Raw genomic sequence first — 13,024 nt, 5'->3', positions numbered from 1 at the left:
CTTCAAGCCCTCAAGCCGTGGCCCGGCATATGCCCGGCGCCCTGCTCCAGTTCATGAATGATCCGGCCGCCCTGCAGGGTATGCGTCACGCGGCCTTTCAGGGTCTGGCCCCAGAACGGCGTGTTGACGCCCTGGCTTTGCCAGTTGTCCTGGTTGACCTGCCAGGTCAGCTCCGGATCAAACACGCAGACATCGGCGGAAAAGCCCGGGGTCAGCGCGCCGCTTCTCAGGCGCAGAATCTGGGCCGGCTTCTCGGTCAGGGCTGCGATGCCCTGGGTCAGCGTGATAGCCCGGTGGGCGACCAGACTCAGCATCAAAGGCAGCAGGGTTTCCAGCGTCGACATGCCCGGCTCGGTCTCAGGAAACGCGCCGAGCTTGGCGTCGATATCGTGCGGCTGGTGGTCGGAGCAGATGCTGTTGATCGTGCCGCCGGCCAGGCCCTGCCGCAGGTACTCCTTGTCCTCTTCGGTGCGCAGCGGCGGCAGGACATGATAGGCGCTGTCGAACGGCGCGATGTCGTTTTCGGTCAGGTGCAGCTGGTGCATGGCCACGTCGGCGCTGACATCGAGACCGTATTTTTTCGCCTGGTGGATGCGGATGACCGAACGCTTGCCGCTGAGCTGGCCGAAATGCACGCGGCAGCCGGTCAGCTCGGCCAGCTCCAGGCACTGCGCCACGGCGATGGTTTCGGCCGCTTCCGGAATGCTCGGCAGGCCGTAACGCGTCGCGAACACGCCTTCGTGCGCGCAGCCGTTATTGCCCAGCCAGTAATCGTTGGGCCGGAACATCAGCAACAGATCGTGACTGGCTGCGTATTCCATGGCGCGGCGCAGAATCAGCAGGTTTCTGACCGGCTGATTGGCGTTGCCGACCGCGATGCAGCCGGCCTGCATCAATGACAGCATGTTGCTCAGTTCGGTGCCCTCCAGTTTCTGGCTCAGCGCCGCGATCGGATAGATCTGCGCATAGCCGGCTTTTTCGGCAATGTCCTTGACCAGTTCGGCGACGGCCGGCGTGTCGATGACCGGCACGGTGTCGGGCTGCAGGCACATGGCGGTTATACCGGCGCTGGCCGCGGCCCGCGTTTCGCTGGCGAACGTCGCCTTGCGGCTTTGTCCCGGTTCGCGCAGGCGCGTGCTCAGGTCGATGAAACCCGGGCAGATGATCCGGTCGCTGGCATCGATGGTCCGGTCGGGCCTGAAGCCGTCCGGCTCGCTGAGCACGGAAACGATCTTGCCGTCGGCGATATAGACGGAGCCGACATGGTCGATTTTATTGGCGGGATCGATGATGCGTCCCTGGCTGATTTGTATGCGGCTCATGATAAGGCTCCCTGTCTTTGCATGGCCATGGACATGACCGCCATGCGCACGGCGATGCCGTTGCTGACCTGTTTCAGGATGACGGACCGCGGGCCGTCGGCGACTTTGGAATCGATTTCGACGCCGCGGTTGATAGGGCCTGGATGCATGACGATGGCGTCCGGCCTGGCGATTTTCAGCTTGTCCTCGGTCAGTCCGAAGCATTTGAAGTACTCGCTCTCGCTGGGCAGCAGCGCCGAAGTCATGCGCTCTTTCTGCAGGCGCAGCATGATGATGACGTCGATGTCCTTCAGGCCTTCCTTCAGGTTGTGCGACACGGTCACGCCGAGGGTCTCGACATGCGCGGGCAGCAGCGTTTTCGGCGCGATGACGCGGACTTCGGCCGCGCCCAGGGTGTTCAGGGCCAGAATCTGCGAGCGCGCGACCCGTGAATGCAGGATATCGCCGATGATCGCCACGCGCAGATTGGAGAAATCCTGTTTGATCTGGCGGATCGTGAACATGTCCAGCATGGCCTGGGTCGGATGCGCGTGCTGGCCGTCGCCGGCGTTGATGACGCTGATATGGGGCGCCGTGTGCTGGGCGATGAAGTGGGCCGCGCCGCTGATGTTATGGCGCACGACGAACATATCGACGAACATCGATTCCAGGTTGCGGATGGTGTCGAGCAGGCTTTCGCCCTTCGAGGTCGCCGAGGTGGCGATGTTCATGCTAAGGACGTCGGCGGACAGGCGCGTGGCCGCCAGTTCGAAGGTCGTGCGCGTGCGCGTGCTGTTTTCAAAGAACAGGTTGACGATGGTCTTGCCGCGCAGCAACGGGACTTTTTTGACCTGTTGCTCGGACATGCCGGCGAAGGACTCGGCGGTATCGAGAATTTCCGTCAGCAGGTTTTTGTCCAGTCCTTCAATGGTCAGGAAATGTTTGAGTTTGCCTTCCGAATTTAATTGCAGGTTATCGCCCATGGATGTTATGCCGCCGCCTCAATCGTTTGCACATGGATGGCCAGAGGGTCGGGACCGGTCAATTTAATGCGCTGATCGGCATTGAGCGTGATAACGGCGCCGACGCAATCGGGACTGAGCGGGATCTGCCGGCCGTCGCGCTCGATCAGCACCGCCAGGACCACCTGATTGGGCCGTCCATAATCGAAGATCTCATTGAGTGCGGCGCGAATCGTGCGTCCGGTGTAGAAGACATCGTCGACCAGGATAATATCGCGGCCTTCGACATTGAGCGGAAGCTGGCTGGGCTTGACGTTAGGATTGACGCCGATTTGCGAGAAATCATCGCGATAAAACGAGATGTCCAGCAGCCCCAGCGGTTCGCTCAGGCCCAGGCGCCGGTGCATCTGTTCGGCAACCCAGACGCCGCCGGTACGGATGCCGATCATCAAGGGATTTTCAAGCCGGCGCTCGACAATTACGTTTTTCAGCTCGGCTTCCAGTTTATTCAGTAATACGGGTATTTCCAGGTTATGCGTAGTCATGTTTTGTTTGTATGATCATTGAGCCAGGTTTGCAGGATAAGCTGGGCCGCCAGTTGGTCCTGAACTTCCCAGAGCTTGGCCGCATTGACGCCGACTTCGTCGAACAGCATCTGCTTGGCTTCGAATGTCGACAAGCTTTCATCCTGTTGATAGACAGGCAGCTGATAACGTCCTTCCAGCTGCCGGCAAAACTTTAGCATGCGAGGCGTGACCGGATTGTCCGAGCCGTCGGCCTGCCGGGAGACGCCAACCACGAGCCCTGCCGGCCGCCATTGCTGTATCAGCTTGCCGATGATGTCCCAATTGGGCGCCTGGTTGATGGAGCGAATGGTTTGCAGCGGACTCGCGGTGCCCGTGGTCGTTTGGCCGACGGCGACACCGATCTTTTTATTGCCGAAATCGAAACCCAGATAAGTATCGGTCGACGCTTTCGCCAACAGCGGATCTTGTTTAACCATGTCCGGCCGGTGCCGTCAGCAAATTGATGTTGATGCCGATCTGGCTGGCGGCTGCGCTCCAGCGCTGCTCCACCGGTGTATCGAATAACACGGTATTGCCGCAAGGCGTATTCAGCCAGGCATTGTTCCTCATTTCGTTTTCCAGCTGGCCTTCGCCCCAGCCGGCGTAGCCTAAAGCGACCAGAAACTGCCCAGGACCTTCCCCGACAGCGATGGCTTCAAGTATGTCTCGCGACGTCGTCAACGAAATGGAATCCGAAATCGCCAAGCTCGAATCCCAGCCGCCGCCGGCGCTATGGATCACGAAGCCGCGCTCCATCTGCACCGGGCCGCCGACAAAAACAGGCGTATCGGCCGCGGCCATGGAGGTCACGCGGATGTTCATCTGGTTAAAAATCTCGCTCAGCTTCATCTCTGCCGACCGATTGATGACTATCCCCAAGGCACCCTCTTCATTGTGCTGACACAAATAGGTGACGGTATGGAAAAAATTGGGGTCCGCCAGATTGGGCATGGCGATAATAAATTGATTGGTTAAATAAGTCGCTCCGTTCATGTGCCGTAGTATCAGGGGTTATGGTTGGCTCTGCAAATATTTATTGCGAGGTCATACCGGATTCATCGGTAAATTTCCAGACTCTGGGAATCACCAACACCTTGGTCTCTTTGAGCACTTCAGCCGGCAATGGTGCAAAAGGCGCACTCATTTTGACAATGTTTTTCGCGGCCTCATCGAGCGCGGGATTCCCCGAGGACCGGTTGATGCGAATGCTATAGATGCTGCCGTCGGCACTGATGCCGACATCCATCATTAATGTCGCCGAGAAATTTTTCTTGGCCGCCACTTCCGGGTAGTTGAGATTGCCGGTCCGCTCCACTTTGTTTTCCCAATCCTTCATGTATTGCATGCCGACCGCTTTATGAGCGCTCAGCTGTTCAACAAATTTTATCTGGGAATTGTCGGCGCTTTGCTCCTTGCGTCTTATTTCCGCGCCCAACTGGGCAATTTGACGCTGCAGGGTTTCGGCTGACAAGTGCGGACGCGGTTGCGGTTTCTGTTTGCCCTCCTCGGGCTTGCTGGCCACAACTATTTTCTTCTCGGCTGTCTTTTGCACGACCACTTTTTCTATTGCCTTGGGCTTGCTTTCGACCTCCGCTGACTTTTTCGCAACCGGCTTGGCCTGGCTTGCGCCTTGACTGGGCAGCTGCTGCTTGGGCGGCTCGGGCTTGCGGGTCTCGTCACCGGCACCGACCTGATTTTCCTGCGCCAGGAATTTTGCTTCCTTGGGGGCCTTTTTCGCCGGCGTATTCACCAGGACGATGTCAATGGAGCGATGCACTTTCTCCGGTTTAGGCAGGCTGAAGCTGACGCCTAAGACCAGGACGATATGCACGACAGCCGCCAAAAACAACGTTATCAATAATGAGTCATTACTGGATAAAGAGGGAGGGGGATCGAACATAGCTTCAGTCGTCATCGTTGAATTTTACCTTCAATATGATCCATTAACAGGCCGGCAATATTAAGCCCGAACTGGCGGTCCAGTTCCTGTACGCAAGTCGGGCTGGTGACATTGATCTCGGTTAGCATATCACCGATCACATCGATGCCGGCAAAAACAAGGCCTTTTTCGCGCAGGGTCGGCCCAACCTGGTTGGCGATCCACAAGTCCCTTTCCGTCAATTTGCGTCCTTCGGCCGTGCCGCCGGCCGCTAGATTGCCGCGCGTCTCGCCCTGCGCGGGGATGCGCGCCAGCGCATAAGGCACGGGCTCGCCGTTGACCAGTAAAATACGCTTGTCGCCGTCCTTGATCTCGGGCAGGTATTTTTGCGCCATCACATAACGACTGTTGTACTGCGTCATGGTTTCCAGAATCACGCTGAGATTGGGATCGTTCTGGCGCAAATGAAAAATCGACGTCCCGCCCATGCCGTCCAGCGGCTTTAAGATAATCTCGCCCTGTTCCTGCAGAAAATGCCGGATTCTGGCGGGTTCCCTCGCCACCAGTGTCGGTGCGCAACATTGCGGAAACCAGGCCGTGAACAGCTTCTCATTGGCATCGCGTAGCGACTGCGGTTTGTTGACGACATAAACGCCCGCATTTTCCGCGCGCTCCAACAGGTACGTGGCATAGATGTATTCCTGATCGAATGGCGGGTCTTTGCGCATCAGGATGACATCCAGCGTATCCAGGGCAATATCCTGCTCCGCCAGGAACTGGTACCACTGCTGTTCATCGCGCTGAACGGTCAGCGTTCGCGTTCTTGCATACGCCCTGCCATTGCTCAGGAACAGATCGTTAAGTTCCATATAATGCAACTCCCAGCCCCGGGACTGGGCTTCCAGCAGCATGGCAAAACTGGTGTCTTTCTTTATGTTGATATGGTCGATGGAGTCCATGACCATACCGAGCTTAATAGGCATGAGAGGTCCTGATGTAATTACTTGAAAAACAAAATAACGGATGGTTTTAGGGCGGTCATTTTATCGATTGTTATTTACCTTGAAAAGAATTTTTGGTATAAAGCACGGCTAACTTTTGAATTTAGGCACACTAAGAGGTTAATCATGTCCAGAGTATGTCAAGTAACAGGGAAACGCCCGGTTACCGGAAATAACGTATCGCACGCCCACAACAAAACCAGAAGACGCTTCAGCCCGAACCTGCAACATCACAGATTCTGGGTGGAAAGCGAGAATCGCTGGGTTCGTCTTAGAGTTTCTGCCAAAGGCATGCGTGTCATCGATAAAAAAGGCATTGATGCTGTTCTGGCTGATTTGCGTAAACGCGGCGAAAACGCTTAAGGGGTTAAAAAATGCGCGATAAAATCAAACTGGTTTCTTCCGAAGGCACAGGTCACTTCTATACCACGACCAAAAACAAACGTACAATGCCTGAAAAAATGGAGATCAAAAAATTTGATCCCGTTGTTCGCAAGCACGTTATCTACAAAGAAGCAAAAATCAAGTAAACAGTTGGTTTGACAACTTCTTTTAAGTCGCCTGGCTGACCACAGCTGATTAAAGCTGTGGTTTTGCTAGCCTTCCGGGCGATATTCCGCCCCTCCTATGCTTTATTCAGCACCTGCGTCAGCTTTTCCATCTGCCTGCGCAACATGCGGCTTTGTTTTAACGCCTCTTCCTTCTCAATCTCCAGATTCTGGCACTTTTCACTGAGCTGCAGATTCAATTTTCTCAGCGCTTCATTCTCGGACTTCAAAGCCTTGACCAGATCATCGCTGGCTGAGATTGATGGGGCCTGAACAGCTTGTTGTTGCGGCTGGTGCTGCAAATGAACGCCGTCCGCATGGCTTGTCAAGGTCTCAGTGCCGTCATCAATAATAAATTGAGCGGTCTCACGTTTCTGCTCCGCCGCTTCCTTCTTTGCTTTCGGCTCCGTAACAGCGTTCATGCCGCCGTCCAGGATCAAGGCATCAAATCTATGCCTGAGCAATAAAAAGGCCGCCGCCTCACTGGCCTTGCCATCGGCGCAAACCACAATGACGGGCTGCTCGCGATTGAACGTTTTAAGCTGCATCCTTAACGAGAAAAAAGGCGCGTTGATACTGCCAGGCAAATGCCCCGCCCTATGCTCGTCCAACGAACGAACATCAAGCAACGTTGCGCCCTGGCTCAAGGCTTTCCGCATCTGCTCATGGGTAATAAACTTCAGCAACGGCTCTTTGATCAAGGATAAAAAATGATATTTATCCAGACGCAATACGACCATATTCGTCAGTGCTGTGATGGTAACGTTTCTCGGCGCGCCGGAAAGCAGCGCATCCTCTCCGAAAGCATCGCCTTTGCCAAGTTGCGCCAATTTAATCTCTTTGGCATTCGGCGAGGGTTTGCGCGACACCAGGCAGTGCCCGCTTTTTATCAAATAATAATAATCGCCCTGGTCCCCCTGTTTGATAATGGGTTCGCCCGCATCAACGCTGACTTCTTCCAGCGTGATCAGAACTTTCTGCAGATTGGCAGGCGGCAGGCGCTGAAAAACAGGCGACCTCAATAATGCGGTCATCCAGTCATTTGGATCATCTTCAGGTTCTTCATTAACCATATAACTATTGTCCTCTTTGTAAACCAAAGGCGCCGGATTATTAACCATGCCGGCATCCAGACGCAAAAAACGCACGGCGCCATTCGCGACGGCATCGATTTTCCTCGGTATCTGGTGTGCCAATGCAAATCGGGCGGCTTCGCTTTCGGCGGCAATGACTTCGATAATGAGTCCTTCCGCCTGAAGCGTCACTTCGCCACTTAATAGATAAATGAGACGCGTATCCGTGTCTCCTTTTTTAAACAGCGTCCCGCCCTGAACTTCCTCGATGTTCATGTTTTCGCATAAAACGTTGAATTGAGCACCAGGCAAAGTGCCCAACGGGATCAGCTTGCGAACAATCTGTCCATCCTCGGAATTAATATCTATGGCCATCAAAGTATCTTGAAGCGGGATTCATATTAAAAATAGTCCATTTTTTATCGATTGCCTTATCAAAGGCTGGATTCTAGCAATTAAGTGACTGGCAAAAAATGAACCGGCGCTCAAAATCAGCAAATGCATAACCCGTTTTTCGCCGAATCGCCATCAGTTCATTTATTATGGACAACTCAGCCTTGTATTAAACATTTTCACACCCATATTGTCTATGGACACGATTAATCACTCGCGGAACCCCATGATGAATAATAAATTAGTAAAACAGCTTTTATTGATGACTTTATTACCGGTTTACCTGACCGCCCCCTCGATGACACATGCCGCGTTGCCGTCCTACGCGGAAGGGCAGCCTTTACCGTCATTGGCGCCGATGCTTGAGCGCAGCATGCCGGCCGTGGTCAATATTTCCACCACTACCAATATTCAGGTCAGGGAAAATCCGTTGATGCAGGATCCGTTTTTCCGCCATTTCTTTCAACTGCCTAATCAGCCTCCACGCCAGCAGCAAAAGAACAGCCTGGGCTCCGGCGTTATCATCGACAGCGAACAAGGCTTTGTACTCACCAACAACCATGTGATCGACAAAGCCGACAAGATTATGGTGACGCTGAATGACGGCCGCCAGCTCAATGCCGAACTGATCGGCACCGATCCGGAAGCCGACGTCGCCATCATCCAGATTCCGGCCGATAATCTGACGGAACTGCCCATTGCCGATTCCAACCAGCTCAAAGTCGGCGATTTCGTCGTGGCTATCGGTAATCCGTTCGGTCTGGGCCAGACTGTCACGTCGGGTATTGTCAGCGCGCTGGGCCGATCAGGACTGGGCATAGAAGGCTATGAGGATTTCATCCAGACCGACGCCTCCATCAACCCCGGCAATTCAGGCGGCGCGCTGGTTAACCTGCGGGGCGAGTTTGTCGGCATGAATACGGCCATTCTGGCGCCCACCGGCGGTAATGTCGGCATCGGTTTCGCGATTCCGGCCAATATGATCATGACCATCAAGGAGTCACTGGTCAAACACGGAGAGGTCAGACGGGGCCTGCTGGGCGTCACGACACAGGATCTGAGCGCCGAACTGGTCAAGGCGTTTAATCTGAAAAATAAAAACGGCGCGGTCATCAGCCGGGTCGACAACAACTCGCCGGCAGCCAGAGCCGGCCTGGAACCGGGCGACATCATCGTATCCGTCAACGGCCGCCCCGTTAAAAACAGCCATGACATCCGCAACATCATCGGTTTGATGCAAATCGGCGATAAAGTGGAACTGCAATACTTTCGCGGCGATGAGAAAAGGGAAACGACGGCGACGATCGGCAAGCCAAAAAAACTGCAATTGGCGGGCGACAAGCTGCACCCGACCTTGCAGGGCACGATATTAAGCGCCACGCGAAAAGAACAGGTCGAAGGTGTCCTGATCGAAAAAATCAACACCGCTTCAAAAGCATGGCACGCAGGATTGCGCCCTGGCGACGTGATTGTGACGGCAAACCGTTATCGCATTCATAATCTTGACGAACTGGCCCAGGTCGTTAACCCGAACTCCCCGCTGCTGATTAATATCCAGCGCGGGCCGGAAGCTTTCTTTCTTGTATTACAGTAAGTAATATAGAATCAGAAATCCGGAGGGCGATCGGAAGGTCGCCCCTTTTTTTGTTATGCGGCTAAAAGCGGAGGCGCGCATTGCCCGAGCGGCTGCCCGGCTGCCCACCCCATTGAATTATGAAAACTGAAAAACAATTTATCCCGTTAAACATTGTCGTGCTGACGGTCTCGGACACCCGTACCGATAGCGATGATATCTCTGGCAAGGCCTTGGCGGAGCGCGCCCAGGCAGCCGGACACCAAGTCATCGAAAAGCAAATAGTGCCCGACAATATTTACCGGATCCGGGCCGCGGTTTCTGCCTGGATTGCCGCTGATGACATTAATGTCATCATCACTACAGGCGGCACCGGCGTGACCGGCAGGGATGGCACGCCGGAAGCGGTCGAACCTTTGCTGGACAAGGTGCTGGACGGTTTCGGCGAGGTTTTCAGAATGTTGTCGTATCAGGATATTAAAACCTCTACCATCCAGTCCCGGGCCGTCGCCGGCGTTGCCAATGCAACTTATATTTTTTGCCTGCCCGGCTCGTCGGGCGCCTGCCGCACGGCCTGGGACGAGCTCATCAAGGAGCAGCTCGATTTCCGCACCCGCCCGTGCAATCTTGTGCAACTCATGCCCAGACTGATGGAAAAATAATATGCATTCAATTTTTTTAGGCCTTGGCGCTGCCAGCGCATTTCTGGGTGTCGGCATGGGCGCGTTCGGCGCACACGCGCTCAAAACCGTCCTGAGCCCTGATATGCTCGAAGTCTACAAGACCGCGGTCAGCTACCAGATGTGGCACGCGCTGGGACTGGTTGCCATCGCCTTTATACCGCAAGCATCCGGGTCAGCTCTGGTACACTGGGCCGGTTGGCTGATGTTCGCCGGCATACTGCTGTTTTCCGGCAGTCTCTATCTGCTGACGATCCTGAATCTGAAATGGTTGGGCATGATTACGCCGATAGGCGGCGTTGCTTTCCTGAGCGCATGGTTACTTATCGTCATTTTCGCTGTCAAAACCCATTACTGAATTTAATCCATAAACAGTCCCGAACAACACTATGCGTGATACCAACCCACAAACCGTCTATTTAAAAGATTACACCGCTCCTGAGTACCTGATCGATAGCGTTGAGCTGAATTTCACGCTCGACGACGAAAACACCCAGGTCATCTCCCGGCTTACCATGCGCCGCAACCCGGACAGCCGCTCCGCCGGCAAGTCCCTGACCTTAGTCGGCGAAAACCTGAAACTGTCGCACGTCAACCTGAATGACGGCGATGACCTGACGACGGCCGACTACCAGCAGACCGCCGATGAGTTAATCATCACCGAAGTACCGCAAGATAAAAGCTTTGTGCTGACCATCGAAAACCAGATTAATCCGCAAGCCAATACCGCGCTGGAAGGGCTGTATCTTTCCAACGGCATGCTGTGCACGCAATGCGAGGCGGAAGGTTTCAGGAAAATCACTTACTACCTCGACCGGCCCGACGTCATGGCGCGGTTTACGACCACCATCATCGCCGACAAAAGCCGCTATCCGGTGCTGCTGTCGAACGGCAACAAGGTCGGTCATGGCGAGCTGTCCGAAAATCGCCATTGGGTCACCTGGGAAGACCCGTTCGCCAAGCCCTGCTATTTGTTCGCGCTGGTCGCAGGCCAGCTGCATTGCGTCGAAGGCCGCTTCACCACGCAATCGGGCCGTGACATCAGCCTGCAGGTTTTTGTCGAGGCGCATGACCTGGATAAATGCGATCACGCGCTGCAGTCACTGAAAAACGCGATGCGCTGGGACGAAGAAGTCTACGGCCGCGAGTACGATCTGGACCTGTACATGATCGTCGCGGTCAGCCACTTCAATATGGGCGCGATGGAAAACAAGGGACTCAACGTATTCAACACCAAATATGTGCTGGCGCGCCCGGACACGGCCACGGACGCCGATTACGAACATATCGAAGGCGTCATCGGCCATGAATATTTCCACAACTGGACCGGCAACCGCATCACCTGCCGCGACTGGTTTCAGCTCAGCCTGAAGGAAGGCTTCACGGTGTTCCGCGATCAGGAATTCACCGGCGACCGGACTTCTAAAGCCGTCAAGCGCATCGAGGACGTCAACATGCTGCGCACGCGCCAGTTCGCCGAGGACGCAGGCCCGCTGGCGCATCCGATCCGCCCCGACGCCTATATGGAAATCAACAATTTCTATACCCTGACCGTGTATGAAAAAGGCGCCGAAGTCGTGCGCATGATCCACACCCTGCTGGGCGCCGAAGGCTTCAGAAAAGGCAGCGATCTGTATTTTCAGCGCCATGACGGCCAGGCCGTGACCTGCGATGATTTCGTCAAGGCCATGGAAGACGCCAACGGCGCCGACCTGACCCAGTTCCGGCGCTGGTACTCCCAGGCCGGCACGCCGGTATTGACGGTACGGCAGCACTATGAACCAGGCGATCAGACGCTGACGTTGACCATCGCCCAGAACTGCCCGCCGACGCCGGGCCAGCCCGTCAAGGAACCGCTGCATATTCCCGTCAGGATCGGACTGATCAATCCTGACGGCTCTGTCGCGCCGTGCCGGCTGGCAGGCGGCGATCAGGCCAGCGATGAAGTGACTTTATCGGTCACCGAAGCCGAGCAGTCGTTTACCTTCGAAGGACTGGCGCAGCAGCCTGTCGTCTCCCTGCTCAGGGGGTTCTCGGCTCCGGTAAAACTGGACATGGACTATAGCCTTGAAGAGCTGGCGTTTTTATTGAGCCACGACAGCGACACCTTTAACCGCTGGGAAGCCGGGCAACAGTTGGCAGGCACCATTATCATCGGACTCATAGAAGACGCCCGGAAAGGCCGCGACCTGCATCTTGACCCGATGATCGTCGAGGCTTTCAGGCAAGTGCTGGAACAATCCTGGGACGACCTGTCCTATTTCTCGCTGTTGCTGGACCTGCCGTCGGAAACCTATCTGGCCGAGCAGATGCCGGTAGTCGATGTGGAAGCCATCCACACGGCGCGGGAATTCGTCAAACGGACGCTGGCGCGGCAGTTACAGCCGCAATTCCAGGCGTTGTACCAGGCCAATCACCGCGACGAATCAGGCCAGTTCGATGCCGGCGCCATAGGCCGCAGGCGCATCAAAAACACCTGCCTGGGTTATTTGAGCAAACTGGAAAACGCCGACATCCAGAACTGGGCCGAACAGCAATTCAAAACCGCCGGCAACATGACCGATCAAATAGCCGCTCTTACGGCTATCGTCAACAACCCGCACCCGGCTACCGAGCAATGCCTGACGGATTTTTACCGGCAATGGCGGGACGAGGCGCTGGTGATCGATAAATGGTTTACCTTGCAGGCCACCAGCCCCATGCCGGGCACTTTCGCCACGGTTCAGTCCTTGCTGGCCCATGATGCCTTTGATCTGAAAAACCCGAACCGCGTCAGGTCCCTGATCGGCGCCTTCAGCCAGGCCAATCCGCTGCATTTCCATGCCGCGGACGGCCAGGGTTATCAGTTCCTGGCCGATCAGATCATCGCACTGAACACGATCAACCCGCAGGTGGCCTCGCGCATGCTGGGCGCCTTGACCCAATGGCGGCGTTTTGACGAAAGCCGTCAGGCGCTCATGAAAGCGCAGTTGGAAAGGATCATGGGCACCGAAGCCATCTCCAGGGATGTTTATGAAGTAGCGAGCAAAAGCCTGGCTTAAACGCTCT

Annotated in this window: 14 protein-coding genes; 6 read left to right on the top strand and 8 right to left on the bottom strand. The window is 55.4% G+C overall.

Going from position 1 to position 13,024, the window contains the following annotated elements:
* Window positions 1-2: 2 nt before the first annotated feature.
* The 7 genes from EK22_RS12940 to gshB are packed head-to-tail and all read right to left on the bottom strand — an operon-like array spanning window position 3 to window position 5,691.
* Window positions 3-1,322, bottom strand: coding sequence for a dihydroorotase (locus tag EK22_RS12940; RefSeq protein WP_036251546.1), 1,320 nt, complete (start codon window positions 1,320-1,322; stop codon window positions 3-5).
* Window positions 1,319-2,284: an aspartate carbamoyltransferase catalytic subunit gene (locus EK22_RS12935; protein WP_036251543.1), complete on the bottom strand. Its 966-nt coding sequence runs from the start codon at window positions 2,282-2,284 to the stop codon at window positions 1,319-1,321. The genes EK22_RS12940 and EK22_RS12935 overlap by 4 nt, the downstream gene beginning before the upstream one ends.
* A 5-nt stretch (window positions 2,285-2,289) precedes the next feature.
* A complete protein-coding gene (pyrR, locus tag EK22_RS12930; RefSeq protein ID WP_020158333.1) occupies window positions 2,290-2,808 on the bottom strand; it encodes a bifunctional pyr operon transcriptional regulator/uracil phosphoribosyltransferase PyrR in 519 nt (172 codons plus the stop codon).
* Window positions 2,805-3,245: a Holliday junction resolvase RuvX gene (gene ruvX, locus EK22_RS12925; RefSeq protein ID WP_369798218.1), complete on the bottom strand. Its 441-nt coding sequence runs from the start codon at window positions 3,243-3,245 to the stop codon at window positions 2,805-2,807. The genes pyrR and ruvX overlap by 4 nt, the downstream gene beginning before the upstream one ends.
* Window positions 3,246-3,258: 13 nt before the next feature.
* Entirely contained in the window at window positions 3,259-3,822 is a 564-nt protein-coding gene (locus EK22_RS12920) for a YqgE/AlgH family protein (protein WP_036251541.1), read from the bottom strand.
* A 40-nt stretch (window positions 3,823-3,862) separates the two neighbouring features.
* Entirely contained in the window at window positions 3,863-4,744 is an 882-nt protein-coding gene (locus tag EK22_RS12915; RefSeq protein ID WP_020158336.1) for an energy transducer TonB, read from the bottom strand.
* Window positions 4,741-5,691, bottom strand: a complete 951-nt coding sequence (gshB, locus tag EK22_RS12910) for a glutathione synthase (RefSeq protein ID WP_036251538.1) — start codon at window positions 5,689-5,691, stop codon at window positions 4,741-4,743. Before gshB ends, EK22_RS12915 begins: the two co-directional genes overlap by 4 nt.
* 144 nt (window positions 5,692-5,835) lie before the next feature.
* Between gshB and rpmB the strand changes: the two genes are divergently transcribed.
* Both rpmB and rpmG read left to right on the top strand, forming a co-directional pair.
* Window positions 5,836-6,072, top strand: coding sequence for a 50S ribosomal protein L28 (gene rpmB, locus EK22_RS12905; RefSeq protein ID WP_036251535.1), 237 nt, complete (start codon window positions 5,836-5,838; stop codon window positions 6,070-6,072).
* Window positions 6,073-6,083: 11 nt separating this feature from the next.
* Complete coding sequence (rpmG, locus tag EK22_RS12900; protein ID WP_020158338.1) at window positions 6,084-6,239, top strand: 50S ribosomal protein L33; 156 nt, start codon at window positions 6,084-6,086, stop codon at window positions 6,237-6,239.
* 95 nt (window positions 6,240-6,334) lie between these two features.
* Here the strand turns inward: rpmG and EK22_RS12895 are convergent, their stop codons facing one another.
* Window positions 6,335-7,705: a cyclic nucleotide-binding domain-containing protein gene (locus tag EK22_RS12895; protein ID WP_036251532.1), complete on the bottom strand. Its 1,371-nt coding sequence runs from the start codon at window positions 7,703-7,705 to the stop codon at window positions 6,335-6,337.
* Window positions 7,706-7,952: 247 nt separating this feature from the next.
* On the opposite strand from EK22_RS12895, the gene EK22_RS12890 reads away from it, so the two are divergent.
* From EK22_RS12890 to pepN, 4 genes are all read left to right on the top strand, one after another.
* Window positions 7,953-9,317 (top strand): DegQ family serine endoprotease, encoded by a 1,365-nt coding sequence (locus tag EK22_RS12890; protein ID WP_020158340.1) that lies wholly within the window; start codon window positions 7,953-7,955, stop codon window positions 9,315-9,317.
* Between the two features lie 119 nt (window positions 9,318-9,436).
* Window positions 9,437-9,958 (top strand): molybdenum cofactor biosynthesis protein B, encoded by a 522-nt coding sequence (gene moaB, locus EK22_RS12885; protein WP_036251530.1) that lies wholly within the window; start codon window positions 9,437-9,439, stop codon window positions 9,956-9,958.
* 1 nt (window position 9,959) lies between these two features.
* Window positions 9,960-10,334, top strand: a complete 375-nt coding sequence (locus EK22_RS12880; protein WP_036251528.1) for a DUF423 domain-containing protein — start codon at window positions 9,960-9,962, stop codon at window positions 10,332-10,334.
* A 31-nt stretch (window positions 10,335-10,365) separates the two neighbouring features.
* Window positions 10,366-13,017 carry an aminopeptidase N gene (gene pepN / locus EK22_RS12875; RefSeq protein ID WP_036251526.1) on the top strand — a complete coding sequence of 884 codons (2,652 nt, stop codon included), beginning with the start codon at window positions 10,366-10,368 and terminating at the stop codon, window positions 13,015-13,017.
* Window positions 13,018-13,024: the final 7 nt, after the last annotated feature.

The organism is Methylobacter sp. BBA5.1 (assembly GCF_000746145.1).
GTDB classification, from domain to species: Bacteria; Pseudomonadota; Gammaproteobacteria; order Methylococcales; family Methylomonadaceae; genus Methylobacter; species Methylobacter marinus.
Note: the sequence above shows the minus strand (reverse complement) of the source record. Positions and strands in the feature narration are given on the sequence as shown.